General features: G+C 73.0%; 27 protein-coding genes, 1 other RNA gene and 1 pseudogene. 11 read left to right on the forward strand and 18 right to left on the reverse strand.

What is annotated here, in order from left to right; translation table 11 throughout:
• Positions 1 to 106: 106 nt before the first annotated feature.
• The gene (locus IG05_RS0109720) at positions 107 to 910 is read left to right on the forward strand and encodes a site-2 protease family protein (protein ID WP_030341097.1); all 804 of its coding nucleotides are present in this window, start codon (positions 107 to 109) and stop codon (positions 908 to 910) included.
• Here the strand turns inward: IG05_RS0109720 and IG05_RS0109725 are convergent.
• The 3 genes from IG05_RS0109725 to IG05_RS0109735 form a co-directional block, all read right to left on the reverse strand.
• Complete coding sequence (locus tag IG05_RS0109725) at positions 900 to 1,085, reverse strand: hypothetical protein (RefSeq protein ID WP_030341098.1); 186 nt, start codon at positions 1,083 to 1,085, stop codon at positions 900 to 902. The genes IG05_RS0109720 and IG05_RS0109725 overlap by 11 nt on opposite strands.
• 72 nt (positions 1,086 to 1,157) lie before the next feature.
• A complete protein-coding gene (npdG, locus tag IG05_RS0109730; protein WP_030341100.1) occupies positions 1,158 to 1,871 on the reverse strand; it encodes an NADPH-dependent F420 reductase in 714 nt (237 codons plus the stop codon).
• Between the two features lie 37 nt (positions 1,872 to 1,908).
• Complete coding sequence (locus tag IG05_RS0109735; protein ID WP_030341102.1) at positions 1,909 to 2,985, reverse strand: sialidase family protein; 1,077 nt, start codon at positions 2,983 to 2,985, stop codon at positions 1,909 to 1,911.
• Positions 2,986 to 3,064: 79 nt separating this feature from the next.
• On the opposite strand from IG05_RS0109735, the gene IG05_RS0109740 reads away from it, so the two are divergent.
• A complete protein-coding gene (locus tag IG05_RS0109740; protein WP_030341103.1) occupies positions 3,065 to 3,661 on the forward strand; it encodes a hypothetical protein in 597 nt (198 codons plus the stop codon).
• 58 nt (positions 3,662 to 3,719) lie between these two features.
• Here the strand turns inward: IG05_RS0109740 and IG05_RS0109745 are convergent, their stop codons facing one another.
• Positions 3,720 to 3,953: a hypothetical protein gene (locus tag IG05_RS0109745; RefSeq protein WP_030341105.1), complete on the reverse strand. Its 234-nt coding sequence runs from the start codon at positions 3,951 to 3,953 to the stop codon at positions 3,720 to 3,722.
• 58 nt (positions 3,954 to 4,011) lie between these two features.
• Here IG05_RS0109745 and map point away from each other — a divergent pair, with 58 nt between their 5' ends.
• A complete protein-coding gene (gene map, locus IG05_RS0109750; RefSeq protein ID WP_030341106.1) occupies positions 4,012 to 4,869 on the forward strand; it encodes a type I methionyl aminopeptidase in 858 nt (285 codons plus the stop codon).
• A 71-nt stretch (positions 4,870 to 4,940) separates the two neighbouring features.
• On the opposite strand, the gene IG05_RS0109755 is transcribed toward map, so the two are convergent.
• Both IG05_RS0109755 and IG05_RS0109760 read right to left on the reverse strand, forming a co-directional pair.
• Complete coding sequence (locus IG05_RS0109755) at positions 4,941 to 5,135, reverse strand: hypothetical protein (RefSeq protein ID WP_030341107.1); 195 nt, start codon at positions 5,133 to 5,135, stop codon at positions 4,941 to 4,943.
• A 116-nt stretch (positions 5,136 to 5,251) separates the two neighbouring features.
• On the reverse strand, positions 5,252 to 5,896 hold the full coding sequence (locus IG05_RS0109760) for a PhzF family phenazine biosynthesis protein (RefSeq protein WP_030341108.1): 645 nt from the start codon (positions 5,894 to 5,896) through the stop codon (positions 5,252 to 5,254).
• 198 nt (positions 5,897 to 6,094) lie between these two features.
• On the opposite strand from IG05_RS0109760, the gene efeO reads away from it, so the two are divergent.
• The 4 genes from efeO to IG05_RS0109780 are packed head-to-tail and all read left to right on the forward strand — an operon-like array spanning position 6,095 to position 10,333.
• Positions 6,095 to 7,231, forward strand: coding sequence for an iron uptake system protein EfeO (gene efeO, locus IG05_RS0109765; protein ID WP_030341109.1), 1,137 nt, complete (start codon positions 6,095 to 6,097; stop codon positions 7,229 to 7,231).
• A gap of 17 nt (positions 7,232 to 7,248) precedes the next feature.
• The gene (efeB, locus tag IG05_RS0109770) at positions 7,249 to 8,505 is read left to right on the forward strand and encodes an iron uptake transporter deferrochelatase/peroxidase subunit (RefSeq protein ID WP_030341110.1); all 1,257 of its coding nucleotides are present in this window, start codon (positions 7,249 to 7,251) and stop codon (positions 8,503 to 8,505) included.
• 3 nt (positions 8,506 to 8,508) lie between these two features.
• Positions 8,509 to 9,381: an iron uptake transporter permease EfeU gene (efeU, locus tag IG05_RS0109775; protein WP_030341111.1), complete on the forward strand. Its 873-nt coding sequence runs from the start codon at positions 8,509 to 8,511 to the stop codon at positions 9,379 to 9,381.
• Positions 9,341 to 10,333 carry a hypothetical protein gene (locus IG05_RS0109780; protein ID WP_078894014.1) on the forward strand — a complete coding sequence of 331 codons (993 nt, stop codon included), beginning with the start codon at positions 9,341 to 9,343 and terminating at the stop codon, positions 10,331 to 10,333. Before efeU ends, IG05_RS0109780 begins: the two co-directional genes overlap by 41 nt.
• A 12-nt stretch (positions 10,334 to 10,345) precedes the next feature.
• Here IG05_RS0109780 and IG05_RS0109785 read toward each other — a convergent pair whose 3' ends face one another.
• From IG05_RS0109785 to IG05_RS0109805, 5 genes are all read right to left on the reverse strand, one after another.
• Positions 10,346 to 11,083 carry a bifunctional DNA primase/polymerase gene (locus tag IG05_RS0109785; RefSeq protein WP_030341113.1) on the reverse strand — a complete coding sequence of 246 codons (738 nt, stop codon included), beginning with the start codon at positions 11,081 to 11,083 and terminating at the stop codon, positions 10,346 to 10,348.
• A gap of 102 nt (positions 11,084 to 11,185) precedes the next feature.
• On the reverse strand, positions 11,186 to 11,800 hold the full coding sequence (locus IG05_RS0109790; RefSeq protein ID WP_030341114.1) for a TetR/AcrR family transcriptional regulator: 615 nt from the start codon (positions 11,798 to 11,800) through the stop codon (positions 11,186 to 11,188).
• 31 nt (positions 11,801 to 11,831) lie between these two features.
• On the reverse strand, positions 11,832 to 12,809 hold the full coding sequence (locus IG05_RS0109795; protein WP_030341115.1) for a small ribosomal subunit Rsm22 family protein: 978 nt from the start codon (positions 12,807 to 12,809) through the stop codon (positions 11,832 to 11,834).
• A gap of 46 nt (positions 12,810 to 12,855) precedes the next feature.
• The gene (locus tag IG05_RS0109800) at positions 12,856 to 14,037 is read right to left on the reverse strand and encodes a serine hydrolase domain-containing protein (RefSeq protein WP_030341116.1); all 1,182 of its coding nucleotides are present in this window, start codon (positions 14,035 to 14,037) and stop codon (positions 12,856 to 12,858) included.
• The gene (locus tag IG05_RS0109805; RefSeq protein WP_030341117.1) at positions 13,977 to 15,284 is read right to left on the reverse strand and encodes a multidrug effflux MFS transporter; all 1,308 of its coding nucleotides are present in this window, start codon (positions 15,282 to 15,284) and stop codon (positions 13,977 to 13,979) included. Before IG05_RS0109805 ends, IG05_RS0109800 begins: the two co-directional genes overlap by 61 nt.
• A gap of 120 nt (positions 15,285 to 15,404) precedes the next feature.
• On the opposite strand from IG05_RS0109805, the gene IG05_RS0109810 reads away from it, so the two are divergent.
• Both IG05_RS0109810 and IG05_RS0109815 read left to right on the forward strand, forming a co-directional pair.
• A complete protein-coding gene (locus IG05_RS0109810; protein ID WP_199808286.1) occupies positions 15,405 to 16,418 on the forward strand; it encodes a Gfo/Idh/MocA family protein in 1,014 nt (337 codons plus the stop codon).
• 56 nt (positions 16,419 to 16,474) lie between these two features.
• Positions 16,475 to 17,233 carry an SDR family oxidoreductase gene (locus IG05_RS0109815; RefSeq protein WP_030341119.1) on the forward strand — a complete coding sequence of 253 codons (759 nt, stop codon included), beginning with the start codon at positions 16,475 to 16,477 and terminating at the stop codon, positions 17,231 to 17,233.
• Between the two features lie 103 nt (positions 17,234 to 17,336).
• On the opposite strand, the gene IG05_RS0109820 is transcribed toward IG05_RS0109815, so the two are convergent.
• From IG05_RS0109820 to IG05_RS0109830, 3 genes are all read right to left on the reverse strand, one after another.
• Positions 17,337 to 18,557 carry a D-alanyl-D-alanine carboxypeptidase family protein gene (locus IG05_RS0109820; protein WP_234335816.1) on the reverse strand — a complete coding sequence of 407 codons (1,221 nt, stop codon included), beginning with the start codon at positions 18,555 to 18,557 and terminating at the stop codon, positions 17,337 to 17,339.
• 132 nt (positions 18,558 to 18,689) lie between these two features.
• Positions 18,690 to 19,697: an aldo/keto reductase gene (locus tag IG05_RS0109825; protein WP_030341121.1), complete on the reverse strand. Its 1,008-nt coding sequence runs from the start codon at positions 19,695 to 19,697 to the stop codon at positions 18,690 to 18,692.
• Positions 19,698 to 19,790: 93 nt separating this feature from the next.
• On the reverse strand, positions 19,791 to 20,117 hold the full coding sequence (locus IG05_RS0109830) for a hypothetical protein (protein WP_030341122.1): 327 nt from the start codon (positions 20,115 to 20,117) through the stop codon (positions 19,791 to 19,793).
• 129 nt (positions 20,118 to 20,246) lie between these two features.
• Between IG05_RS0109830 and IG05_RS0109835 the strand changes: the two genes are divergently transcribed.
• Entirely contained in the window at positions 20,247 to 20,792 is a 546-nt protein-coding gene (locus IG05_RS0109835; RefSeq protein WP_030341123.1) for a DoxX family protein, read from the forward strand.
• A gap of 215 nt (positions 20,793 to 21,007) precedes the next feature.
• Here the strand turns inward: IG05_RS0109835 and IG05_RS0109840 are convergent, their stop codons facing one another.
• Positions 21,008 to 21,382: an ATP-binding protein gene (locus IG05_RS0109840; protein ID WP_234335817.1), complete on the reverse strand. Its 375-nt coding sequence runs from the start codon at positions 21,380 to 21,382 to the stop codon at positions 21,008 to 21,010.
• Positions 21,383 to 21,626: 244 nt separating this feature from the next.
• On the opposite strand from IG05_RS0109840, the gene IG05_RS0109845 reads away from it, so the two are divergent.
• The gene (locus IG05_RS0109845; RefSeq protein ID WP_030341125.1) at positions 21,627 to 22,961 is read left to right on the forward strand and encodes a hypothetical protein; all 1,335 of its coding nucleotides are present in this window, start codon (positions 21,627 to 21,629) and stop codon (positions 22,959 to 22,961) included.
• A 46-nt stretch (positions 22,962 to 23,007) separates the two neighbouring features.
• Here IG05_RS0109845 and rnpB read toward each other — a convergent pair.
• The 3 genes and pseudogenes from rnpB to IG05_RS0109855 form a co-directional block, all read right to left on the reverse strand.
• An RNA gene (gene rnpB / locus IG05_RS43630) (RNase P RNA component class A) lies at positions 23,008 to 23,421 on the reverse strand.
• A 115-nt stretch (positions 23,422 to 23,536) separates the two neighbouring features.
• Positions 23,537 to 24,316, reverse strand: a pseudogene (locus IG05_RS50535) (DMT family transporter); the annotation flags it as partial.
• A gap of 17 nt (positions 24,317 to 24,333) precedes the next feature.
• Complete coding sequence (locus IG05_RS0109855; protein WP_030341127.1) at positions 24,334 to 25,161, reverse strand: AraC family transcriptional regulator; 828 nt, start codon at positions 25,159 to 25,161, stop codon at positions 24,334 to 24,336.
• Between the last annotated feature and the right edge of the window lie 41 nt (positions 25,162 to 25,202).

Genomic DNA, 25,202 nt, shown 5'->3' on the forward strand with positions numbered 1-25,202 from the left:
CCAGGGTCCAGGAACCCGGCGGCCACCGCGAGGCGTTTTCCCCACGTGTCCGCGGCCGGTACGGTCGCAGTTCCCGACCGTCACCGGCCCGCACAGGAGCTCGCCCATGACCACCGCCACCACCCGCCGCGGCGACCGGCAGGTCAGTCCCGTCTTCGTCGGCATCCTGGCCGTGACGGCGGTGACCGGCTGGGCCACCTGGACCGGGTTCGCCGCGCAGCCGGGCATCGCGGTGTTCCTGTTCGTGACCGCGGCCTGGATCGTCTCCCTGTGCCTGCACGAGTACGCGCACGCGCGCACCGCCCTGCACAGCGGGGACATCACGGTCGGGTCGAAGGGCTACCTCACCCTGAACCCGCTGAAGTACACGCACGCGCTGCTGAGCATCGTGCTCCCCGTGCTGTTCGTGATCATGGGCGGGATCGGTCTGCCGGGCGGTGCCGTGTTCATCGAGCGGGACCGGATCCGGGGCCGCTGGCGGCACAGCCTGATCTCGGCGGCGGGCCCGCTGACGAACGTGCTGTTCGCCGCGGTGTGCACGGCCCCGTTCTGGCTGCACGCGCTGGACGGGGTGCCCGCGGACTTCCGGTTCGCGCTGGCGTTCCTCGCCCTGCTCCAGGTGACGGCCGCGCTGCTGAACTTCCTGCCGGTGCCGGGCCTGGACGGCTACGGCGTGATCGAGCCCTGGCTGTCGTACAACGTGAAGCGGCAGGTGGAGCCGTTCGCGCCGTTCGGCCTGCTGTTCGTGTTCGCGCTGCTGTGGCTGCCGTCGGTCAACAACGCGTTCTTCGACGTGATCGACTCGATCATGCGGGCGCTGAACGTCGACGACTTCTCCCGCTACTGCGGCCAGGACCTGTACCGGTTCTGGCAGGGCGGCAACGAGTACTGCGCCGCGGTCAGCTCGTGACGGACCTGCCGCGGGCCGCCTTCTCGCGCTTGACGTAGTACCAGGTCATGTTGGACGACAGGCCCGCCAGCAGCACCCAGACGATCCCCAGCCAGCTGCCCTGGACGAAGGAGACGACGGCCGCTGCCACCGCGAGGAGGCAGACGATCAGGGTGCAGAGGGCGATGCGGGGCATGGGGGTCGGCTCCGGATCCGGTCGGGGGGACACTGCTCGAGGTCACCAGTGTCCCCCATGGCCGGGGCCCGCTCACACGTCGGTGACGCGCAGCCCGGCGTGTGCCTTGTACCGGCGGTTGACGGAGATCAGGTTCGCGACCAGCGACTCGACCTGGTGGGCGTTGCGCAGCCGGCCCGCGAAGACGCCGCGCATGCCGGGGATGCGGCCGGCCAGCGCCTGCACGATCTCCACGTCGGCGCGCTCCTCGCCGAGGACCATCACGTCGGTGTCGATCTGCTCGATCTCCGGGTCCTGGAGCAGGACGGCGGACAGGTGGTGGAAGGCGGCGGCGACCCGGGAGCCGGGCAGCAGGGCGGCGGCCTGCTCGGCGGCGCTGCCCTCCTCCGGCTTGAGCGCGTAGGCGCCCTTCTTGTCGAAGCCGAGCGGGTTGACGCAGTCCACGACGAGCTTGCCGGCCAGTTCGTCGCGCAGGGACTTCAGGGTGTCGCCGTGGCCCTCCCACGGGACGGCGACGATCACGATGTCGCTGCGGCGCGCGGTCTCGGCGTTGTCGGCGCCCTCGATGCCGTGGCCGAGTTCCCCGGCGGCGGCCTGCGCGCGTTCGGCGGCGCGGGAGCCGATGATCACCTTCTGGCCGGCCCGGGCGAGCCGGTAGGCGAGGCCCTTGCCCTGCGGTCCGGTGCCGCCGAGCACGCCGACGACGTACCCGGAGACGTCGGGCAGGTCCCAGGGGTCCTTGGCGGGGGCCTTGGCAGGGGTCTGTGCGCTGTCGGTAGAGGTCATGGGCCGACTCTACGTCCGCCGCCGGGCGCGTACCGGCTCAGGTCAGCCGGTGCACGGGCACCCGGCGGAAGGTGATCGTCTCGTAGGCGCCGAAGTCGCCCGTCTCGTAGAGCAGCCCGACGGTGTGCGGGTCGACGCGGACCAGGTCGGAGTAGGCGGCGGGCAGCCCGTCGACGGTGAACGCCGGGCGCCAGGTGGTGCCGCCGTCGGCGGAGGTGCGGATCGTCATCAGGGCGCGGGCCCCGCCGGGGTCGGCGGGGCCGGAGAAGAGCAGCAGGTCGGGGTCGCGGAGCTGGAGGACCGAGGCCTCGCAGACGGGTGCGGTCAGACCGGCCTGCGGCCGGAAGGGTTTCACGAGGGTCTTCCCGCCGTCCCCGGAGTGGGCGTCGGCGCGGTTGCCGGGCGACGGGGAGTCGTTGCGGGTGTTGAGGTAGACGCGGCCGTCGGGGAGTTCGGCGGCGGTGGTCTCGTTGGCGTTGACGTAGCCGTCGGTGTTCTCGTCCAGGTAGCCGAGGTACCAGCTCTCGCCGCGGTCGTCGCTCAGCAGGCAGTGGCCGCTGTTGTACCTGGCCTCGGCGCCGGTGTCGGTGCCGGTGGGCGGCAGGGTGTGGTTGGCCGGGACGAGGACGCGGCCGGAGGTGAGCTGGAGGGCGTGCCCGGGGGTGGTGGCGTACCAGCGCCAGCCGGGCCGCTTGACCTGCCGGGTGATCTCCCTGGGCGGGGACCACGTCACTCCGTCGTCGTCGCTGTGCTGCACCCACACCCGCCGTCCGTCGGCGTCCGCGACCTGGCCGCGCAGGACGGCGGCCTCGGTCGCGGAGGCGGCGGCCCGGACGTGCACGAGCAGGATCCGGCCGGTGTCCAGGACGACCGGGGCGGGGTTGCCGGCGAGGTTGCCGCCGCCCGGCGCGGCGGCCCGCAGCGGCCCCCAGGTGCGGCCGCCGTCCGTGGACCGCTTGAGCACGATGTCGATGTGCCCGTGGTCGGCGGCGGAGTCGACGCGGCCCTCGCAGAAGGCGAGCAGCGTGCCGGACCGGGTGGCGACGACGGCCGGGATACGGAAACTGGCGTACCCCTCGTGGCCCGCGCGGAAGGGGACGGTCACGTCGGTCATCCCGTCACCCTCCCCGGGTCGGGCGAATTCGGGGTGAACTCCACGTCACGAGTGACCGGTTGCGGCAGTATGCGGTCACATGGACGCCGTACGGGTCGCGTTGCTGCGCGAAGTGCTCGCCGGGACCGAGTGGCTGGGGGCCACCCGCAGGTTCGCGGGGGTGCTGCGCGGGTCGGTGGTGGCACACGGGGGCGGGCTGCTGCTGGTCGGCACGCCCCGGTACGAACCCTGGCACCTGGCCGCGCACCTGGTGGACGAGGCCGCGTGGTCGGGTACGCCCGAGCTGGCGCCGACGCTGGTACGGCATCGCGCGAGCCCCTCCGACCCGCCCCACCTGGCCGTCGGACCGGGCCGGATCGCGGCGGCGCGGCGCGGCGAGACCCTGCTGGTCGTGGCGCGGGATGAGCCCGCGCCGCTGCTGGAGCGGGTGCACGACGCCCGGCGGGCCGGGGTGACGGTGCTGACGCTGGGCGCGGGCGGGGGCGAGCTGGCCGCGATGGCGCACGACACGCTGGCCGTGCCGGAGGGGGCGGAGCTGGACCTCGACACCGTCCAGCACCTGGTCAGCGCGGCGGCCGGCGAGAACGGGGGCTCTCCGCGGGCGCGGCGGGGCTTCCGGGACAGACTGGCCCGTCTCACGGAAGCCCTGACGGCACCCCCGCCGGCCCCTTGGTGACCGCTCCCGTCGGCCGGGAACCGGCCCGGAACCAGTCAGGTCAGGTCTCGGTGCGGGATCAGTCCTCGTCGGTCTTGCCGCCGGACGGCGCGTCGTGCCAGCGCGGGTCGTTCTCCCACTGGAGGTTGCGCTCGGCGGCGGTCTCCATCGCGTGCTGGGCCTCCTGACGGGAGGCGTACGGCCCGAAGCGGTCCTTGCCCGGGCAGTCCGGGCCCTCCTCGACCTTCTGGTGCTCCAGGCAGTAGTACCACTCCCCCGGCTTGCCGGCGGTGCGCTTCTTGAACAAGGCCATGGACAGCTCCTCTCGCCACCGACATGTTCCCCCATGCCCGCTGGTTAGACTCGCTGGCATGTCTGGCCAGTCGCTGCTCGTACCAGGGGAGCTGTCCCCCACCCGTTCGGTCCCCGGAAACATCCGCCGCCCCGAGTACGTCGGCAAGCCCGCGCCGGCGCCGTACACCGGGCCGGAGGTGCAGACCCCCGAGACCATCGAGGCGATGCGGATCGCCGGCCGTATCGCCGCGCAGGCGATGGCGGAGGCCGCGAAGATCATCGCGCCCGGGGTCACCACGGACCAGCTGGACAAGGTCGCCCACGACTACTTGTGCGACCACGGGGCGTATCCGTCCACGCTGGGCTACCGCGGCTTCCCGAAGTCGCTGTGCACGTCGGTCAACGAGGTCATCTGCCACGGCATCCCGGACTCGACGGTCCTCAGGGACGGCGACATCGTCAACCTGGACGTGACGGCGTACATCGGCGGGGTGCACGGCGACAACAACGCCACCTACCTGGTCGGTGACGTGGACGAGGAGTCCCGGCTGCTGGTGGAGCGCACCCGTGAGGCGCTCGACCGGGCGATCAGGGCCGTGAAGCCGGGCCGGCAGATCAATGTCATCGGCCGGGTCATCGAGTCGTACGCCAAGCGCTTCGGCTACGGCGTCGTCCGGGACTTCACCGGGCACGGCATCAGCACGTCGTTCCACTCGGGGCTGATCATCCCGCACTACGACAGCCCGCACGCCACGACGGTGATGCAGCCGGGGATGACGTTCACGATCGAGCCGATGCTGACGCTCGGCACCCACGAGTACGACATGTGGGACGACGGCTGGACGGTCCTGACGAAGGACCGCAAGCGGACCGCGCAGTTCGAGCACACCCTGGTGGTCACGGAGACCGGCGCGGAGATCCTGACCCTGCCCTGACCGGCGGCCCAGGTGGCCGAGCCTGGGCGACCGGGTCCCCCGCCGCCTGCGCGAGGGGGACCCGGTTCGCATCAGCGCAGGTACCCGCTGCAGTGGGCGCCGGACCAGGAGATGTGGTTCTCCAGCGAGCTGAGTTCGCCGGCGTACGGGCTGCAGACGGCCTCGTCGTCCCGGGTGTCGTGGGCGGTCGCGCCGGCCGTCGTCGCGCCGGTGGCGGCGAGGGCGGCGGCGAGGACCGTCGCTGCCAGGACAGATCTGATGTGCATGGTGCTCCTCTCGGGGAGGCGGAGTGGTCATGCCCAGAGGTCCCCGTTCGCCTTCGCACGCACACGCGGGTCCCCCCGAACGGGGGCGCGGACGCCCACCCGGACGCGCGTACGCGTCAGCGCTCCAGGTGGACCCGGCCGCCGACCTCGGTCCACCCGTGCGGCTGGGGCGCGGTGAGGATCTGCGAGCCCCGGCCCTGGGTGATGTTGAGGGCCCGGCCCAGCTGCTCGGTGAGGAGCAGGGCGGCCGCACCGGTGGCCTCGTCCTCCTCGATGCCGTCGTCGCGCCCCGGGAAGGCGCGGGCCCGGATCCGTCCGGCGGCCTCGTCCTCCCAGGCCCAGGCGTAGATCCACTCCCCCTTCGGCGGCACCGGGAGCGCGTCCACCTCGGCGGCGCTCGCGTACTGGCGCAGGGTGCGTGGCGGCACCCACTCGGCGCGGGCCTCGATCCAGCTGAACTCGCCGTCCAGCCGGGTCCCGACGACCCCGGCCGGGGTGACCAGTTCGGGTACGTCGAGCAGCCAGGCCGTGCCCACGCAGGGGTGACCGGCGAAGGGCAGGCGCAGCGTGGGGGTGTAGATGTCGATCACTCCGCGCTCGGGGTCGTCCACGAACACGGTCTCGCTGAAGCCGAGCTTGGCCGCCAGCTCCTGCCGGTCGCTCCGCTCGGGCAGCACCGAGCCGTCACGGACGACGCCCAGCTCGTTGCCGTAGCCGCCGTCAGGCCCGCAGAAGACGCGGAGTACGTCGTAGTCAGTCACCGGGAAATTGAAACATCGCGGGCCGGCCCCGCTTGGCGCCGCCTTTGCCGTCCGTTGCCGTCTCTTTTGAGACATCGCGATCAAGCCGTGTCCGTGGTCTTCCCGTGAGAGCTGAATCACGACCCCGGCGGATATGGGTGAGGTTAGCCTCATGTAAGTTAGGGCAGCCTCACCAGACCAGATCCGCTTGGAGCCTGCATGCGCGCCGTCCGACTGACCGTCACCGCCGCCGCCACCGCGGCGGCTCTGACCGCCCTCTCGGCCTGCACCGCGAAAAGCGATGCCAAGGACGGTGACGCCATCCAGGTCACGGCCGCCGACTCCGCGTGCAAGACCTCCAGCACGTCCGTGCCGGCCGGCCAGGTGACCCTGAAGATCGAGAACAAGGGTTCCAAGGCCACCGAGGTCGAGATCCTGTTCCCGGACGACCGGATCGTCTCCGAGAAGGAGAACATCGGCCCCGGCACCAAGTACACGCTCACCGCCGAGGTGAAGGCCGGCGCGTACGAGATCGCCTGCCGGCCCGGCATGAAGGGCCACGGCATCCGGCAGAAGCTGACCGTGACCGGCGGCGGCAGCACCGCCGAGCGGGACCCGAAGCTGGACTCGGCCGTCGCCGAGTACCGCCGGTACGCCCAGGAGCAGGCCGACGAGACGCTGCCGAAGGCCGAGACCTTCGTGAAGGCGGTCGAGGCCGGCGACCTGGACGCCGCGAAGAAGGCCTACGGCCTCTCCCGCCTCGGCTGGGAGCGCACCGAGCCGGTCGCCGAGTCCTTCGGTGACATCGACCCGAAGGTCGACGTCCGCGAGGACGGCCTGGAGGACGGCCAGAAGTGGACCGGCTGGCACCGGCTGGAGAAGGCCCTCTGGCACGACAAGAAGATCGGCGCCGAGGAGAAGGCCCTCGCCGGCCGGCTGCTGACCGACCTCAAGGACTGGCAGGGCCGGGTCGGCAAGGCCGAGATCACCCCGACCTCCATGGCCAACGGCGCCAAGGAGCTGCTGGACGAGGTCGCCACCGGCAAGGTCACCGGCGAGGAGGACCGCTACGCCCACACCGACCTGGTCGACTTCAAGGGCAACGTCGAGGGCGCCCAGAAGGCGTACGAGCTGCTGAAGCCGGTCGCCGCGAAGAACGACCCGGCGCTGGCCAAGGAACTGGACAAGCAGTTCGCGGCGCTGGACACGCTGCTCGACACGTACCGCTCGGACAAGAACGCGTACGACTTCGTCTCCTACGACAAGGTCACCAAGGACCAGCGCAAGGAGCTGTCGGACGCGGTGAACGCGCTCGCCGAGCCGCTGTCCAAGCTCGCCGCCGCGGTCGCGAAGTAAGCAAGGGGGACAGGGCGATGACCGAGACCCAGGAGACCCAGGCCGCTCCGTCGCGCCGCGCGCTGATCGGCTGGGGCGGTGCCGGGCTCGCGCTCGGGGCCGCCGCGGCCGGCGGGGCCGTGGCGATGGCCAGGACGGGCGACGACATGGACCCGGCCGCCGCCGAGACCGGTGGCGCGGTGGAGTTCCACGGCGCCCACCAGGCCGGCATCGCCACCCCGGTGCAGGACCGGCTGCACTTCGCCGCGTTCGACGTGAAGACCGGGGACCGCGACGAGTTCGTGCAGATGCTCAAGGACTGGACCGACGCGGCCCGCCGGATGACCGCGGGCAAGCCGGTCGGCGAGGGCGCCTACGGCGGGCTCGCCGAGGCCCCGCCGGACGACACCGGCGAGGCGCTGGGGCTCAAGCCGTCCCGGCTGACCCTGACCATCGGGTTCGGCCCGTCGCTGTTCGACAAGTTCGGGCTGCAGGACCGGCGGCCCGAGGCCCTGGTCGACCTGCCCAAGTTCCCCGGCGACAACCTGGACCGGTCCCGCACCGGCGGCGACCTGTGCGTCCAGGCCTGCTCCGACGATCCGCAGGTCGCCGTGCACGCCATCCGCAACCTCGCCCGCATCGGCTTCGGCAAGGTCGCCATCCGCTGGTCCCAGCTCGGCTTCGGCAAGACCTCCTCCACCACCCCGGACGCGCAGACCCCGCGCAACCTGATGGGCTTCAAGGACGGCACCCGCAACATCGCGGGCACCGAGACCGGCCGGCTGAAGGAGTTCGTGTGGGTCGGCGGCGAGGACGGACCGGACTGGATGACCGGCGGGTCGTACCTGGTCGCCCGGCGCATCCGGATGAACATCGAGACCTGGGACCGCACCTCGCTCCAGGAGCAGGAGGACGTGTTCGGCCGGGACAAGCGCGAGGGTGCCCCGGTCGGCAAGGCCAAGGAGCACGACGAGCCGTTCCTGAAGGCGATGAAGCCGGACGCGCACGTGCGACTCGCGCACCCCGACTCCAACAACGGGATCACCATCCTGCGCCGGGGCTACTCCTTCACCGACGGCACCGACGGTCTCGGCCGGCTGGACGCGGGTCTGTTCTTCCTCGCCTACCAGCGGGACGTGCGCAAGGGGTTCATCCCGCTCCAGCGCAGCCTCGCCGCGCACGACGCGCTCAACGAGTACATCCAGCACGTGGGTTCGGCGGTCTTCGCGGTCCCGCCCGGCGTCCGGGACTCCGGCGACTGGTGGGGCCGCACGCTGTTCTCGAAGGAGGCGTAGCCCGTGTTCTCCAACTACCTGATCGGCCTGCGCGAGGGGCTGGAGGCGTCGCTCGTCGTCTGCATCCTGATCGCCTACCTGGTCAAGACCGGCCGCAAGGACGCCCTGCGGCCGATCTGGATCGGCATCGGCATCGCGATCGCCATCGCCATGGGCTTCGGCTGCGCCCTGGAGTTCGGCTCGCAGGAGCTGACCTTCCAGGCGCAGGAGGCCCTCGGCGGCTCCCTGTCGATCGTCGCCGTGGGCCTGGTCACCTGGATGGTGTTCTGGATGCGGCGCACCGCCCGGCACCTGAAGTCGGAGCTGCACGGCAAGCTGGACGCGGCCCTCGCGCTCGGCACGGGCGCGCTGGTCGCCACCGCGTTCCTCGCGGTCGGCCGGGAGGGGCTGGAGACCGCGCTGTTCGTGTGGGCGTCGGTGCACGCGGCCTCCGACGGCACCCCGCGCCCGCTGGTCGGGGTCGCCCTCGGCCTCGCCACGGCGGTGCTCCTCGGCTGGCTGTTCTACCGGGGCGCCCTGAAGATCAACCTGGCCAAGTTCTTCACCTGGACCGGCGGCATGCTGGTCGTGGTCGCGGCGGGCGTGCTCGCGTACGGCTTCCACGACCTCCAGGAGGCCGGCTGGGTCCCGGGCATCAACCACCTGGCCTTCGACATCAGCGGCACCATCCCGCCGGACAGCTGGTACGGCACCCTGCTCAAGGGCGTCTTCAACTTCCAGCCGGATCCGACGGTCGTCCAGATCACGGTGTGGGCGCTGTACCTGGTCCCGGTGCTCGCGCTGTTCCTCTCCCCGGTAGGGTTCGCCTCCGGGAAGGGGAAGGTGAAGGAGCCCGATGACCAGGGAACGCAGCCGTCAGCGGCGTCGCAGGCGTGACCGGAACGCACTCATAGCGGCCTCGCTGACCGCTTTGTCGCTGACCGCGAGCGGATGCGTGGTGGTGCACGGGGAGCGTGTCGTGCTCCCCGCGAGCACCCGCGCCGAGGCCGCCGAGGCACTCACCGCCTTCACGACCGCGTACAACAAGGCCGACAAGGCCTTCGACAGCTCCCTGGACGCGCCCTACGTCACCGGCGCCGTGGCCGACATCGACTCCGCCCGGCTGCGGGCCGGGCACGTCAACAGCCCGTCCGGGAACCGGGCCCACGCGCCGCTGAAGCTGACGGACGTGAAGTACACGATCCCGAAGAAGGCCGGCTGGCCGCGCTGGTTCGTCGCCGACGGGCTGGGCAACAAGGGCGGGAACTTCCGCTGGGTGCTGGTGTTCACCCGCAACGACCTCGGCGAGCGGTGGCAGGTGAGCTATCTGACGCTGATGGCGCCCGGCACCGTACCGGAGTTCAGGAAGGACGCGGACGGCTGGGCCGAGGCGGTACCGGCCGACACGACGCAACTGGCCGTCCGGCCGGACGAGCTGAGCAGGACGTACGCCGCCTACCTGAAGAGCGGCGGGCGGGCCTTCGCGGACGGCCGCGACACCAGCGGGCTGCGCGCGGACCGCAGGAAGGCGGCGGAGAAGCCGGGCCTGGTCCGGCAGTTCATCGACGAACCCCTCACCCACCGCGACTACGCGCCGCTCGCGCTGCGCACGGCGGACGGCGGGGCGCTGGTGTTCTTCACCACCCACCACTACGAGAAGCAGACCGCCTACACCGGCGGCTCCGTGTCGGTCCCGAACAAGGACGTGCAGGCGCTGGTCAAGGGCGAGGCGAAGCAGTCCCTGACGCTGGAGTCGATCGCCAACGAGGCCGTGCTCGACCCGGCCGGCAGCGGCCCGGTGCGGATGCTGGGGCGCGTGCAGGGCCTGACGGCCGCGCAGGGCGAATAACCGGCCGGCCCGTCAGCGGTGCAGGGGCCAGGCCGCGCCCTGGTGGCCGGCTCCGGTGCCCACGTGCCGGGCGCAGGCGTCGGTGAGTGTCTCCAGCAGGGTGAGCGGGTCGGGCAGCGCGTGCTCCGGGCCGCGCAGCCAGCGCACCTGCCGGTCCGCGTCACCGGGCAGCCGCGCGGGCGGTACGAGGACGTAGGAACCCCGGCAGTGCCAGCGCAGGCCGGGGTGCTCGTCCATCGTCTCCGGGTGGCAGTCCAGCTCGCACGGCCACCACTCGTCCTCGTCCTCGGGGGTGCCCCGGGTGAGGGTGAAGAACAGCATGCGGCCGTCGTCGCTCTCGGCGACCGGTCCGACCTCGACGCCGGAGCCGAGCAGCCGCTCCAGGGCCTCCCGGCCCGCCTCCAGCGGCACGTCCAGCACGTCGTGGACCATGCCGGTGGCGGTGATGAAGTTCGCCTCCGGCTGGTGCCGGGCCCAGCGCTCGATCTGGGCGCGGTCGGTGGTGGACTGCGTCTGCCAGGCGAACGACACCGGATGCCGGGCGGGGGTGGGACAGCCCACGCGGTCGCAGGAGCAGCGGTAACCGTCGGTGGGGTGCGCGGCGGGGGCGAGGGGCAGTCCCGCCGCGGCGGCGCCGAGCAGCAGGGCCTCACGGCCGCCTTCGTCGGCGGCCTCCTGCGGGCGGCGTCCGAGCAGCCACTGGGAGAGTTTGCCCTGCCGGCCGCTCCGGCCGCCGAACGTCGCGCTCATCTATCCCCTCGCCTCGCTGTTGTGCGGACAGCATGCCCTATCGTCCCATCTTCACGTGCTTCGGGGGTCTGGAATCCGGCGGAACCGGGGGGCGGGCGGTGGTCAGCGGGGCGCGAGTCCGTGCAGGGCGTACTCGACGAGGGTGTCCGTGTACGCGTACGAGACCGGCCCGGTCCGCTGCAGCCAGCGCTGGGCGAGCGGCGAGACGAACAGTTCCAGGGCGATCCGGGGATCGACGTCGTGCCGTACCTGCCCGGCCTCCCGCGCGGAGCGCAGGCGGGCCACGTACAGCTGGAGCTGCGGTTCGAGGAGGGTGCCGACGACCTCGCGGCCGAGCTGCTCGTTGACGAGGCCTTCCGCGGCCAGCGCCCGGGAGGGCGCCTCGAAGCGCGGGTCGAGCAGCTGGTCCACCGTGATCCGCAGCACGGTCTTGAGGTCGGCGGCGAGGTCACCGGTGTCCGGGATGGCGTACGGCTCCTGGCCGGCGTCCCGGGCCGCCTGCCGGGACAGGTCGAGGAACGCCTCCAGCAGGACGTCCGCCTTGGAGGACCACCAGCGGTAGATGGTCTGCTTGCCGACGCCGGCGCGGGCGGCGATCCCTTCGACGGTGGTCCTCGGGTAGCCGACCTCCCCGACCAGGGCGAGGGCGGCGGCGTAGATCGCCCTGCGGGACTTCTCGCTGCGGCGGGTGGCGTCGGGGGCGGGCTTGTCGACCATGGGGTCGAAAGTAACAAGCCGCGGCGGCGGGCTACGACGCGGAGCCGTACGGCGGCCAGGCGTCGCCCCAGTCGGCGTCCCGGGCCGCCTTGTACAGCTCGCCGTGGCGCTTGGTGACCGTCGTGCGGCTCAGCCGCTCCTCGGCCCCGCACAGGTCGAGCAGCACCTGGCCCTTGCGGATCTGCGGGCGGCGGACCACCCGGGCCGGGGCCGGCTCCGCGGGCAGCCGGGTCGCGGCGACGTAGCTGAACTTCTCGTCCTCGTACGCCAGCGAGCCGCCCTTGACCTGGCGGTGCAGGGAGGAGCGGCCGACCCGGGCGGAGAAGTGGCACCAGTCCGTGCCGGGCGCGATGGGGCAGGCGGCGCTGTGCGGGCAGGGGGCGGCGACGCGGAAACCGGCCCGGATCAGCCGGTCGCGGGCCTCGATGATCCGTCCGTAGCCGGCCGGGGTGCCGGCCTCGACGATGACGACGGTCCGCGCGGCGCCGGCGGCGGCGTCGACGAGGGCTGCGCGGTCGGGTCCGGCGAGTTCGTTGAGGACGTACGACACCGTGACCAGGTCGGTGTCGTCGAGTGCGAGGTCGGCGCCGATCCGGGCGCGCTGCCAGCGGGCGTCCCCGAGGTCCGGGTGGGCGGCGGCGAGCTGCCGGCCCAGGGTGAGGGCGGGCTCGGCCCAGTCCAGCACGGTGACGGCGCGCGCGCCGGGCCAGGTCTCCGCCACGGCCCAGGTCGCGGCGCCGGTGCCGCCGCCGATGTCGACGTGGCTGCCGGGGGTCCAGCCGGGGACGGTGGCCGCGAACGCCTCCAGTGCGGAGCGGACCGCTTCGAAAGTGGCCGGCATGCGGTAGGCGGCGTACGCGGCGACGTCGGCGCGGTCGCGCAGGATCGGCGCGTGGGTGGGGGTGTCGCCGCGGTAGTGGGTGATCAGGCGGTCCACGGCGGCGGTCACCTCCGTGGGGGGCAGACCGTCCAGCAGCTCGGCCAGCGCGGTGCGCAGGGGGTCGTTCACCCGGTGATTCTATGGCGCCCGGCTCCGGTGCCGGCACGTCCGGGGGTCAGACCACCGCCTTGGCCAGGAGCGTCGCCAGGGTCGCCCGGGGGACGTGCTCCGGGTGGCGGCGGCGGGGGTGGACCGTGTTGGCCAGGAGGATCAGGAAGGTGTCCGTGGCCGGGTCGAGGATCAGGGACGTGCCGGTGAAGCCGGTGTGGCCCGCCGCGCCGCGGCCCGCCAGCTCGCCCATGAACCACGGCTGGTCCAGGGCGAAGCCCAGCCCGGGCGGGGTGAACAGCAGTTCCACGAAGTCGGGGCCGAGGATGCGCGCGGGACCGTAGGAGCCGCCGGCGAGCAGGGTGCGGCAGAAGACGGCCAGGTCGGGCCCGGTGGAGAACAGGCCGGCGTGGCCCGCGACCCCGCCGAGCGCCCAGGCGTTCTCGTCGTGGACCACGCCCCGCAGCATCCCCCGGTCGGCCTTGGCCCAGGGCCGCCGCTGGTCCTCGGTGGCCGCGGCGCCGGGGCAGGGCCCGAACGCGGTGGCGGTCATGCCGAGCGGCCGGGTGATGCCGTCGCGGACGAGCACGTCGAGGGTGCGGCCGGTGATGCGCTCCAGGACGTACTGGAGCAGGAGCATGTTGAGGTCGGAGTAGAGGTGGCGGCCCGGCTCGGCGGACGGGGCCTCGGCGCGCAGCAGGTCCAGGCGGGTGGCGTCGTCGGCGCAGTCGTACAGGGGCAGTTCGGGGCGCAGACCGGAGGTGTGGGTGAGCAGCTGCCGTACGGTGATGCCGTGCGCGGCGGCGGCGTGGAAGTCGGGCAGGTAGTCGCCGATCCGGGCGTCCATGCCGAGGGTGCCGCGCTCGATCTGCTGCACGGCGGCGACGGACGTGAACAGCTTGGTGAGGGAGGCCAGGTCGAAGGGGGTGCCGAGGGTGGCCGGGACCCGGGCGGCCGGCGGCAGTTCCACTCCGGTGCCGGTCTCGGGGTCGTAGGAGGCGTAGCGCACCGCCCAGCCGGTGGCCTCGGCGACGGCGATCACGGGGCCGCGGCCGGCCAGCACGACGGCTCCGGCCGCCCAGGGGCGGGCGCCGACGGTGAGGGCGTGCACCTCCTCGACCAGATGCCCGAGCGCGACGGGGTCGAGCCCGGCTCGTTCCGGTGTGCCGGTGCGCAGTCTCGGTGCGCTCAGCTCTCGTCTCCCTCCGACCCGGCACGGGTGGTCTCCCGTGCCGTCCAGGGACGGCACAGTCCCACGAAGCAGGCCGCCGCGACCAGTGCTCCCGCCAGCTGGACGACGGCCATCGGGACGGCGGTGTGCTCCCCGGCGACCCCGACCAGCGGGGACGCGATCGCGCCGACCAGGAAGGAGGAGGTGCCGAGCAGCGCTGAGGCGGAGCCGGCGGCGTGCCGGGTGCGCAGCAGGGCGAGGGACTGGGCGTTGGGCAGCGTGACGCCCATGGCGGACATCAGGACGAACAGGGCGGCGGCGACGGGCACGAGCCCGGTGTCACCGAGGGCACCGGTGGCCATCAGCAGCAGCGCGGTCGCGGCGAGCACGATCACGGTCAGTCCGGCGGCGAGCACCTTGTCCAGGCTGACCCGGCCGACCAGCACCTTTCCGTTGAGCTGGCCGGCGGCCACCAGGCCGACGGAGTTGAGGCCGAACAGCAGGCTGAAGGTCTGCGGGGAGGCGCCGTAGATCTCCTGGATCACGAACGGGGAGGCGCTGACGTAGGCGAACAGCGCGGCGAAGGCGAAGCCGCCGGCGAGCGTGTAGCCGGTGAAGGGCCGGTCGGCGAGCAGGCCGCGCATCGCGCGCAGGGCCTCGCCCACTCCCCCGCGGTGCCGTTCGGCCGGGGGCAGGGTCTCCGGCAGCCGCGCGCAGACCAGGGCGGTGAGCACGGCGCCGACCGCCGTGAGGACCACGAAGACGCCCCGCCAGTCCGTCACCCGGAGGATCTGCCCGCCGACGAGCGGCGCGACGATGGGCGCGGCGCCGGATATCAGCATCAGGGTGGAGAAGAAGCGGGCCATGGCGACCCCGTCGTACAGGTCGCGGACGACGGCCCGGGCGATGACCACCCCGGCCGCGCCGGCGAGGCCCTGCACCAGCCGGAAGGCGATCAGCGTCTCGACGGTGGGCGCGAGGGCGCACAGGGCGGTGGCGAGGAGATAGACGGCGAGCCCGGTGAGCAGCGGGCGGCGCCGGCCCCAGCGGTCGCTCATGGGGCCCACGACCAGCTGGCCGAGCGCGAGCCCGGCCATGCAGGCGGTGAGGGTGAGCTGGACGGTGACGGCGGGCGCGTCGAGGGAGCGGGTGACCTGCGGCAGCGACGGCAGGTACATGTCCATGGCGAGCGGGGTCGTCGCGGTGAGGCCGCCCAGCAGGAAGGTGACGAGCGGGCCGGTGCGGCGCGGGGCGCCGGCCGGTGCCGGTGCGGAGGGGGACGGACGGTCCTGATCCGGTGTCGGTGCCGCCGCGTGCTCCGGCATGTGTCCCTCCCTGATGCTCGCCCCTGCTTCGTCTGACATCGGTGTCGCCGACCCGACCGGCACCTATGCTCTCAGCTCGTACACACTGCCGAGGCACACATGAGCGAGGGTGGGGCGGCGATGGCGGAGCAGAGCGTGCGGTGGGGGATCCTTGCGACCGGCGGGATCGCGGCGACGTTCGCGGCGGATCTGGTCGATCTCCCGGACGCGGAGATCGTGGCGGTGGCCTCGCGCCGGCGGGAGCCGGCGGAGGCGTTCGCGGAGCGGTTCGGGGTGGCACGGGCCTACGGGGACTGGGAGTCGCTGGCCAGGGACCCGGACATCGATGTCGTGTACGTGGCCACCCCGCACTCGGCGCACCGGGCGGCGGCCGGGCTGTGCCTGGCGGCGGGCCGGAACGTGCTGTGCGAGAAGCCGTTCACGCTGAACCTGCGCGAGGCGGAGGAACTCGTCGCGCTGGCGCGGGAGCACGACCGCTTCCTGATGGAGGCGATGTGGATGTACTGCAATCCGCTGGTACGGCGGCTGAAGGCGCTGGTGGACGACGGGGCGATCGGTGACGTGCGCACCGTGCAGGCCGACTTCGGGCTGGCCGGTCCCTTCCCGGCGGCGCACCGGCTGCGGGATCCGGCACTGGGCGGCGGGGCGCTGCTGGACCTGGGGGTGTACCCGGTGTCGTTCGCGCAGCTGCTGCTGGGTGAGCCGGACGGGGTCGCCGCGCGCGCGGTGCTGTCGGAGGAGGGCGTGGACCTGCAGACGGGCGCGCTGCTGTCGTGGGACAGCGGGGCGCTGGCCTCGGTGCACTGCTCGATCGTCGGCGGTACCGGGGCCACCGCGTCGGTGACCGGCACGCGCGGCCGGATCGACATCCCGTCCGGGTTCTTCCATCCGGACCGGTTGGTGCTGCACCGCGACGGCCGCGACCCCGAGGAGTTCGCCGCCGACCCCGCCGACGGGCCGCGCACCAGCATGCGGCACGAGGCCGAGGAGGTCATGCGGGCGCTGCGGGCGGGCGAGAAGGAGTCGCCGCTGGTGCCGCTGGACGGGACGCTCGCGGTGATGCGGACGCTGGACGCGGTGCGGGAGCGGATCGGGGTGCGGTATCCCGGGGACGCGGTCGCTCCGGCCGCGTAACCGTATCGCGGACACCGGATTCCGCATGGCGGAGGTTCCGCCTACGCTGCGGTGTCATGACCGACAGGAATACGAAGATCGCGGTGGTGACCGGCGCCGGCTCGGGCATCGGGCGGGCGGTCGCCGTGGAGCTGCTGCGGGCCGGCTGGTCGGTGGCGCTGGCCGGCCGGCGCCCCGGGCCGCTCGCGCAGACGGCGGCGCTGGTGCCGGAGGCGACCTCCCTCGCCGTACCCGCCGACGTGTCCCGGCCGCAGGACGTGGACGCGCTGTTCACCGCGGCCGTGGAGCGGTTCGGGCGGGTGGACCTGCTGTTCAACAACGCGGGGATCAACGGGCCCCGCGAGGTCCCCGTCGAGGAGCTGTCGTACGACGACTGGCGGCAGGTGGTGGACGTCAACCTCACCGGGGCCTTCCTGTGCGCGCAGGCGGCCTACCGGCGGATGAAGGAGCAGGAGCCGCGGGGCGGCCGGATCATCAACAACGGTTCCGTCTCGGCGCACACGCCCCGCCCGCACTCGGTCGCCTACACCGCGACGAAGCACGCGCTGACCGGCCTGACCAAGTCGCTGTCCCTGGACGGGCGGCCGTACCGGATCGCGGTGGGGCAGGTGGACATCGGCAACGCGGCCACCGACATGACGGCCCGGATGCAGGCGGGCGTGCTCCAGGCGAACGGGCAGGTGGCTCCCGAACCGGTGATGGACGTGGCCGATGTGGCGCGCACCGTACGGCACATGGCGGAGCTGCCGCTGGAGGCGAACGTGCAGTTCGCGACGGTGCTGGCGACGACGATGCCGTACCTCGGGCGGGGCTGAACCACGCAGTGGACCTCGCGGCGCACCGCGGGTGCCCGCTGGCCGGTGGAACGGCCGCCGCACGACGTGTCCTTACGGCATCCCCGGCGCACGGCACGGCCGTTCAGGACCGGTGTCCGCCCTCCGCGTCGCCCGCGTCCCGGGTGCCGCGTGCCCCCGGCTCGCCGCCCTCCGCGGCCGACGCCGCCCGGGTCCGGCGCCTGCGCAGAGCCCAGGCGCCCAGGCCCAGCACCGCGAGTGCCCCGGCGGCGCCCTCCGTGACCTGCCACGCCGAGCCGCCCCCGGACCCCGGGCCGGGCGCGCCGGCCGCCGCCTGGACGGTCTTGCGCCCGGGTGCCGGGCTCGCGCTCGCCCCGCCCTCGCTGAGCGGTTCGACCAGCAGGCCGACCGGCTGCGCCGCACGCCCGTGGGTGAAGCCCCAGTCGAGCAGGGCCGCCGCGTGCTCGTAGACGGCGTTGCCGCCGGCGTCGGGGTGCATCACGGTGACCAGCAGGGTGCGCCCGCCCCGGGTCGCCGCGCCGGTGAAGGTGTTGCCGGCATGGCTGGTGTAGCCGTTCTTGACACCGATCAGCCCGTCGTATGTCTTCAGACCCCACGCCCCGGTCAGCAGGCGGTCGGTGTTCTGGATCTGGAAGGTCTTCTTGCCGCCCGCCGGGAAGTCGGCGGTCCGCGTGCCGCAGTAGCCGCGGAAGTCGGCGTCCTTCAGGCCGTGGCGGGCGAAGAGCGTGAGGTCGTACGCCGAGGAGAGCTGCCCCGCGTGGTCGAAGCCGTCGGGGCTGACCACATGGGTGTCCAGGGCCTGCAGGTCCGCGGCCTTGGCCTGCATCTCGGCGACGGTCTTCGCGATGCCGCCGTTCATGTGGGACAGCACGTGCACGGCGTCGTTGCCGGAGCGCAGGAAAACGCCCTGCCACAGCTGCTCGACGGTGTAGGTGATGCCGGGTTTGATGCCGACGAGGCTGGAACCGGCCGGGACGTCGGCGAGGTCGGCGTCGGTGACCCGGTACCGCTGGTTCCGGTCGAACTTCTTCAGCACCGTGTCCGCGAACAGCATCTTCAGCGTGGACGCGGGCGCGAGCCGCCGGTGCGCGTCGAACGACGCGAGCACCTCCCCGCTCGCGCAGTCGGCGACCAGCCAGGAGCGTGCGGTGAGCTTCCTGGGCAGTCCGGAGGCGCCGCGCACCTGGACGCCGGTGCGGGCCAGCCGCGCGCCGCCGACGACCGTGGCGGTCGCGGCGGCGGCCTCGGTGGCCGTGGACAGGGGAAGGGCGGCGGCCGTCAGCCCGAGGACGGCACGCCGGCTGAGCCGGGAACATTCGCGCACCCGGGGACCGTACACCGCTTCGAGCAGGGGATTCGCGAGCGGAGGCCGATACGGCGCGGAATTTGCCGCGTTATGAAAATCCGATGCTCTACCCGGTTTCCCGCGCCTTACACCTCTCTTACCAGGAGTCGTTCACCGGCCCAGCAGGCGGTCGATCTCGGCCGACTGGTCCGCGGCGAGCGGCCCCTTCGCGAGCGCGCCCGCGTTCTCCTCGGCCTGGGCGACGGTCCGGAATCCGGGGATGGGCACCGTGCGCGGGCTGCGGGCCCACAGCCAGGCGAGGGCGCCCTGGGCGAGGGTGCGGCCGTCGCTGGTGAGGACGGAACGGACCGCGTCGATCCGGGCCAGCCACTCGGGATCGGCGCCGGAGCCGTCGTCCGCGAACCCGGGGAGCCAGGCGGGCGGCCGGCTGCGGATGTCCCCGGCCTCCAGCGCCCCGCCGCGCCGCCCGGCCAGCAGACCCATGGCCAGCGGACTGCGGTTGACACTGGCCAGTTCCCGCCGCTCGCACAGTGACACGAGCCCGGGCGCGTCCTGCAGGACGTTGAGGGCGTGCTGCACGGCGGTGCAGTGCGGGCCTTCGGCGAAGACGGCGGCACGCGCGGGGTCGTCGGTGCTCCAGCCGTAGCCGCGTACGAGTCCCTCGCGCACGAAGTCCTCGCAGGCGTCACGGAGTTCGGCGGCACGCGCCGGGTCGGCGGCGGAGAGGTGCAGCTGGTACAGGTCGACGCGGTCGGTGCCGAGGCGGCGCAGGGAGGCGGTGAGGGCCCGGCGGGCGTACTCCGGGGTGTCGTCGGTGCCGGTGAGGGTGCGGGTGCCGGCGTCGAAGACGTTGCCCCACTTGGTGGCGAGGACGACCTCGTCGCGCCGCTTGCCGAGGGCCCGGCCGAGGATCTCCTCGCTGTGCCCGGTGCCGTAGCAGTCGGCCGTGTCGAAGAAGGTGACGCCCAGGTCGAGCGCCCGGCGGACGGCCCGTACGGACTCGTCGTCGTCCACCTTCCCCCAGCCGACGGGCTGCCCGTCGGCGGTCCGGTGCTCGCCCCCTATGGCCCAGCACCCGAAGCCGAGCGCGCTCACCTCGATGCCACTGCGTCCCAACGCCCGGGTCGCCCGGGTCGTAGCTGTCGTCCGTGTCGTCATGGGCGTGGACGCTAGGGGCTCAAGTGCACGCGAACACAAGCCCCGCGAAGCCCTGTCACGAAGCCCTGCTACGAGGCCCTGTCACGAGGACCGTTACGCCTGGCCGGTCTCGAACCGGGAGATCCGCCCGTCGTCGTCGACGGTGAAGTACCACTTGGTGCGCATCTCGCCCCAGGCGTCGTTGCTGTAGCGGGCCAGCAGGGTCCGGCCGCCGTCGGACTCGTTGTCGACCTCCATGTGGCCGTGGGAGGAGAAGATCTCCCGGTCGATCCACTCGGCGAGGTCCCGGTCGGAGCCGTCGTCGGCCATCGTCGCGCCGGGCGCGAGCAAGGACATGAAGCCCTCGCGGTCGTGCGAGTTGACGGCGTGCACGAACGCCCGGACGGCCGGGTCGCTCAGCTTGGCTGGCTGAATCGTCATGGCGCCAGGCTCACACCGCTCCCCCGGTCCCGCCACCCGAACGGCAGCCAGGGCGAGCCGGACGCCGCCGGCGGTGCGAGGGTGGGGACGCGGGAGGGGACCTGTCCGCCTGTCTGCTGGGGAGTCACCGTGACCTGTTACGACCGACGTGATCTGGGCCTGCTGCTGCTCCGGCTGGGCACCGGCGGAGTACTGGCGGCGCACGGCGCGCAGAAGCTGTTCGGCTGGTTCGGCGGGCACGGCATCGAGGGCACCGGCCAGTTCATGGAGTCCGTCGGCTACACGCCCGGCAAGGCGAGTGCGACGGCCGCGGGCCTGGCGGAGACGGGCGGCGGCGTGCTGCTGGCGCTGGGCCTCGCCACCCCGGCGGCGGGCGCGGCGGCGGCCGGGGCGATGGCGGGGGCCGCCGCGGTCCACATGCCGAGCGGCTTCTTCGCCCAGGAGGGCGGCTACGAGCACGCGGCGAGCCTGGGCCTGGCCGCCGCCGGACTCGCCGTCACCGGCCCGGGCCGGCTCTCCCTCGACCACGCCCTCGGGCACGTCTTCGACCGCGGCTGGATGGTCCCGGCCGCCCTCGGCGCGACGGCGGCGGCGACGGCCGTGGTGGTCGGCGCGCGGAACCGGCGGGTACGGCGGCAGCAGGAGGGCGAACAGGAGGCGCTGTTCGAGGAGTGAGGGGGCCTGCGGGCAGCCCGGCTTCGGGGACGGCGCCGCGCCCCGACATCCACGGCAGGTCGGGGCGCGTTCCCTGGTCGGCCGTGGACCGGGCGGGCGCGGCGCGCAAGTTGGTGGCGGCGCCCATACGACCAGGCCGAGCCCGGCGGCGACGGCCCCGAGAAGGGTTGCACCGGCGGTACGGCCGTCAGCCCCGGGCATCCTGTGGCGGCCCGTCACGAGACGTCGTGCCGTTTCACATGGATCTCGGCCCAGACGCGTTTGCCCCAGTGGAGCAGATCCGTTCCCCACTTGCCGCTCAGGGCGTCGACCAGGACCAGGCCCCGGCCGGAGACGTCGTCAGCGCTGCGAGCGATGGCCTCCACGATGCAGCGCTTCCTGTCCACGACGGCGATCCGGACCCGGTCGGCAGCCGGGCGGGCGATGATCACCCGGATGGAGTGACTGCGCCCGTGCACGACTGCGTTGGCGACGAGTTCCGAGATGAGGAGCGCGGCCGTCTCGCCGGTCTCGTCATCGAACGCCCACAGGGTGCAGCTCCGGCGTACCAGGCGCCGGGCTTCGGCCGCCGCCTCCGGCGTCGAGGACATCGTCAGGTTGTAGCCGGGGTGGCCTGTCGGTTTCGGTTCCGCGATCGCCATCGTCATCGTCATGTCTCGCTCGGGGATGGGGGGATGCCGTGGTGGTCCCCGGGGAGGAGTGACCACCACGGCCGTTGGCCACCGGTAAGCGATCACCGGACGGCCGGTAATCACTCAACTCCGCTGCGCTTCATCGGGTAAGGGAGCAGAGTGGAGGGTGAGTTGCACTGGTTGCACACGCTCGGGAGTCTCGATGGGACGTCAGCCACTCATGCCGAACGACGCCCTTGCGGCGCTGATGCGAGAGGGGGCCATCCAGAACGACCAGTTAGCACGGCGGGTCAACGCCACCGGCAGGGAACTCGGCCTGAGCCTGACCTACACGAAGACGGCGGTCTCGCAGTGGCTGAAGGGCCACCGGCCGAAACGGCAAGCGCGCCCCGCTGTCACCGAAGCGCTCTCACGGCTCCTCGCGCGGCCCGTGACGTCGGCTGAACTCGGCTGGGACACCGACGCCGGGTCCCCGGACGCGGTGTCGGGGATTGTCGACCTCGGAAGGGCGGACATGGATCCGTCCCGGCGCGCTGTGCTCGGCGCGGGCCTGTACTCGGCGGCACTGGCCATCCCGCGGTACGACGACGTGACGGGCCGGATGGAACACGTGGCCGCCGGTCGCACCGTCCGTATCGGCCGGTCCGAGGTGGAGACCGTGGAGCGGATGACGGAGCGGATCGCGGACATCCTCGACGACCTCGGAGGCGGCCACGCCCGACCGATGGCAGCAGCCTTCCTCGTCAACACCGTGGGCCCCTACCTGAGGGCGGACGGTACGGACGAGGTGAGGAGGGCGATGCGGGCCGCCGCGTCCGATCTCACGTACCTGACGGGCTGGATGGCCATGTACGAGCGGGAGCACGGCGTCGGCCAGCGGTACTACGTCAAGGCCCTCAAGCTTGCCGGCGCGGCCGAGGATCACGTGACCTACTGCCGCACCCTGCGCGGCATGGCAATGCAGGCGTCGAACCTGGGCTACGGCCCGAAGGCGCTGGAACTCGCCGACTCCGCCGCGGAAGCCGCCCCGGCGTCGGGGCCGCGCCTGGTGGCGTTCCTGCGCGGTCAACAGGCCCACGGCGCGGCCATGGTCAAGGACCGTCGGCAGGCGTTCGCCCGGCTGAAGGAGACCGAGGAAGCGCTGTCGCAGGCGGACGGCCGCAACGACCACATCGGCGGCTACGACCGCGCCGCCTACGAGTTCCACGTCGCCCACGTCCTGTGGGAGCTGGGTGACCGGCCCGGGTCGGTGAAGGCGCTGCGTCGGTCCAACAAGGCCAGGCCGTCAGGTGAGCGGCAGGGTCGCGTACACGCCACCGGTCTCCTTGCCGCCCGGCTCATGGAGATGAGGCACGTGGAAGAGGCCTCCCGGGAGTGGAACGCGTTCCTGGACGACTACGCCGGCATCTCCTCGGCGCGGGGGGACGAGCACTTCGCCACCCTCCGGACATCCATCCGCCCGTACGTCTCCCTGCCGGCCGTGCGCACGCTGGACGCGCGAGCCCGCGACGTGGCCCGGCTGAAAGCGGCAGCCTGACCGGCACGGGCCCTTCACGCCCTGCCGCAGGGCAGGGCTTATGGGGCAGACGAGTCGGGCTGTACGCCGGGTTCTGTTCCCCGGTGTCCTCGCGGACGCCGGGGCGACGGCCATCCATCTAGGGCCGGCGTTGCCGCCGGCCTCGTGCGGTCTACCCGCGGACTCGGGCGGGCAGCCCTCGATCGTCCGCGCAGGGACGCCCTTCGTGAGAAAGGCGGCCCCTTCTTGACCTTGCTCCGGGTGGGGTTTACCTAGCTGCCCAGGTCACCCTGGGCACTGGTGGTCTCTTACACCACCGTTTCACCCTTACCAGGGGCCAAAGCCCCGGGCGGTCTGCTTTCTGTGGCACTGTCCCGCGGGTCACCCCGGGTGGCCGTTAGCCACCACCCTGCCCTGTGGAGCCCGGACGTTCCTCGGGAAGCCCCCTAGGGGGACTCCACGCGGCCGTCCGCCCGGCTCGTCTGCCGTGCCGACCATGGTACCCGGCGCGAACCGGACCGGGGACCGGCGGCGGTGGCCAGGACCGAGCCGGCCAGGATGAGCGCGAACGCCGCCAGCACCGGCAGGGTGAGCGGCTCGTGCAGGAACAGCGCGCCCGCGGCCACCGCGACCGCCGGGTTGACGTAGGTGATCACCGTGGCCCGGGTGGGGCCGGCCTCCCTGATCAGCTCCAGGAACGCGACGAAGGCCACCGCCGTGCAGATCACACCCAGTCCGGCCAGCGCGGCCAGCACGGTGGGCGCGGGCACGGCGGACGGGCGGGTCAGCGCGGCGGCGGGGGCGTAGACCAGGGCGGCCAGGGTCAGGCAGGCGGCGGTCAGGTGGAGGGACGGGACCTCCTTGAGACGGCGGGCCGCAATCAGGGGCGCGGTGGCGTAGCCCAGGACCGTCAGCAGGACCTCCAGCAGGGAGCGGCTGTCGCCGCCGGTGAGGTGCGGCAGGGTGAGGACCGCGACCCCGGCGAGGCCCAGGGCCAGGCCCGTCACGCGGCGGGCGCCGAGGTGCTCGGTGTCGCCGAGGAGCCGGGCCAGGACCACGCCGACGATCGGCACGCCCGCGATCAGCAGGCCCGCCGTCGAGCTGGACAGGTGCCGTTCGGCGTCGGTGAGGGTGAACCAGGGGATCATGATCTCCAGGACCGCGAAGGCCAGCAGCGGGCGCCAGTGGGTCCGTATCGCGGTGCCGAAGCCGCCTTGCCGCAGGGCGAACGGGAGCAGCAGGAGCGCGCCGAGCGCGCACCGCGTGAAGACCACCACCGGCGGGGACACCGCGTCCACCGCCACCTTGATCATCAGATAGGGGATGCCCCAGACCACTCCCATCAGGGAGAACAGGAACCAGCCGCGTGCAGTCATGCGGCCGAGTGTCGGCCTCACGGCCTCCGGCTGTCTTGAACGCTGTTGCGATAGACCGCCGGGGTCACCCCGAGCACCCGGCGGAACCAGCGGGTCAGGTGCGCCTGGTCGGCGAAGCCGACGAGGGGGGCCACCTCGGCGGGCCGCAGGCCGCTCTCCAGCAGGACCCGCGCCTTGGTCACCCGGTGCTGGGCGAGCCAGGCGTAGGGGGGTATGCCCATCGTCGTGCGGAAGGCGCGCAGCAGCTGGTAGCGGGAAAGGCCGAGGTCGGTGGCGAGCAGGGCGAGGGAGGGCGGGTCGGTGAGTTCGCCGGCGAGGCGGTCGCGGACCGTGCGGGCGATGGCGTCGGCGCCGGGGACGCGGTCGGCGGCCGGTCGCGCGGTGGAGTGGCGCCGGGCGAGGGCGCTCAGCAGCCAGGGCAGGACGGACTCGGCGTGCAGGGCGTCGGGGCAGGCGCTCAGCTCCGTGTGGGCGGTGCGCAGGGCCGTGGCCAGCGCGGGGTCGTCGATGAGGGGTTCGCGGAAGTGCGGCAGGCCGCCGAGGGTGCCGTCGGCCAGCAGGGACGGCTCGGCGTACAGGGCCCGGTAGGCGTAGCCGTCGGTGGTGTTGCCGGGGCCGCCGGTGTGCATCTCGCCGGGTTCGAGGACGACGATCCGGCCGGGGCCGGTGCGGATGTGGCCGCCCCGGTAGTCGATGACCTCGGAGCCGCCGACGCAGACCCCGATGGTGTACTCGTCGTGCGCGTGCGGGGCGTAGACGTGCCGGCGGAAGCTCGCGGTGAGCAGGTCGAGCGGGGGCCCGCAGCGGCCCAGCCGGGCCCGTGTCCACCGTGCCTGTTCCCCCATCGGTCCTTCTCCTTCGCGTCGCCCTGCCCAGGGTGCAACGC

It is taken from the genome of Streptomyces sp. NRRL S-1022, assembly GCF_000720135.1.
In the GTDB taxonomy this organism is placed as follows: Bacteria; Actinomycetota; Actinomycetes; order Streptomycetales; family Streptomycetaceae; genus Streptomyces.

What these genes read in the sequence shown, in the direction of transcription:
- IG05_RS0109745 (WP_030341105.1), bottom strand. Translation starts at nt 3,953, where the DNA reads ATGGCCTTGTTCAAGAAGCGCACCGCCGGCAAGCCGGGGGAGTGGTAC.
- IG05_RS0109830 (WP_030341122.1), bottom strand. Translation starts at nt 20,117, where the DNA reads ATGACGATTCAGCCAGCCAAGCTGAGCGACCCGGCCGTCCGGGCGTTC.
- IG05_RS0109815 (WP_030341119.1), top strand. Translation starts at nt 16,475, where the DNA reads ATGACCGACAGGAATACGAAGATCGCGGTGGTGACCGGCGCCGGCTCG.
- IG05_RS0109725 (WP_030341098.1), bottom strand. Translation starts at nt 1,085, where the DNA reads ATGCCCCGCATCGCCCTCTGCACCCTGATCGTCTGCCTCCTCGCGGTG.
- efeB (WP_030341110.1), top strand. Translation starts at nt 7,249, where the DNA reads ATGACCGAGACCCAGGAGACCCAGGCCGCTCCGTCGCGCCGCGCGCTG.
- efeO (WP_030341109.1), top strand. Translation starts at nt 6,095, where the DNA reads ATGCGCGCCGTCCGACTGACCGTCACCGCCGCCGCCACCGCGGCGGCT.
- IG05_RS0109840 (WP_234335817.1), bottom strand. Translation starts at nt 21,382, where the DNA reads ATGTCCTCGACGCCGGAGGCGGCGGCCGAAGCCCGGCGCCTGGTACGC.
- IG05_RS0109805 (WP_030341117.1), bottom strand. Translation starts at nt 15,284, where the DNA reads ATGCCGGAGCACGCGGCGGCACCGACACCGGATCAGGACCGTCCGTCC.
- IG05_RS0109825 (WP_030341121.1), bottom strand. Translation starts at nt 19,697, where the DNA reads ATGACGACACGGACGACAGCTACGACCCGGGCGACCCGGGCGTTGGGA.
- IG05_RS0109845 (WP_030341125.1), top strand. Translation starts at nt 21,627, where the DNA reads ATGGGACGTCAGCCACTCATGCCGAACGACGCCCTTGCGGCGCTGATG.
- map (WP_030341106.1), top strand. Translation starts at nt 4,012, where the DNA reads ATGTCTGGCCAGTCGCTGCTCGTACCAGGGGAGCTGTCCCCCACCCGT.
- IG05_RS0109780 (WP_078894014.1), top strand. Translation starts at nt 9,341, where the DNA reads ATGACCAGGGAACGCAGCCGTCAGCGGCGTCGCAGGCGTGACCGGAAC.
- IG05_RS0109735 (WP_030341102.1), bottom strand. Translation starts at nt 2,985, where the DNA reads ATGACCGACGTGACCGTCCCCTTCCGCGCGGGCCACGAGGGGTACGCC.
- IG05_RS0109755 (WP_030341107.1), bottom strand. Translation starts at nt 5,135, where the DNA reads ATGCACATCAGATCTGTCCTGGCAGCGACGGTCCTCGCCGCCGCCCTC.
- IG05_RS0109785 (WP_030341113.1), bottom strand. Translation starts at nt 11,083, where the DNA reads ATGAGCGCGACGTTCGGCGGCCGGAGCGGCCGGCAGGGCAAACTCTCC.
- IG05_RS0109855 (WP_030341127.1), bottom strand. Translation starts at nt 25,161, where the DNA reads ATGGGGGAACAGGCACGGTGGACACGGGCCCGGCTGGGCCGCTGCGGG.
- npdG (WP_030341100.1), bottom strand. Translation starts at nt 1,871, where the DNA reads ATGACCTCTACCGACAGCGCACAGACCCCTGCCAAGGCCCCCGCCAAG.
- IG05_RS0109790 (WP_030341114.1), bottom strand. Translation starts at nt 11,800, where the DNA reads ATGGTCGACAAGCCCGCCCCCGACGCCACCCGCCGCAGCGAGAAGTCC.
- IG05_RS0109740 (WP_030341103.1), top strand. Translation starts at nt 3,065, where the DNA reads ATGGACGCCGTACGGGTCGCGTTGCTGCGCGAAGTGCTCGCCGGGACC.
- IG05_RS0109720 (WP_030341097.1), top strand. Translation starts at nt 107, where the DNA reads ATGACCACCGCCACCACCCGCCGCGGCGACCGGCAGGTCAGTCCCGTC.
- IG05_RS0109810 (WP_199808286.1), top strand. Translation starts at nt 15,405, where the DNA reads ATGGCGGAGCAGAGCGTGCGGTGGGGGATCCTTGCGACCGGCGGGATC.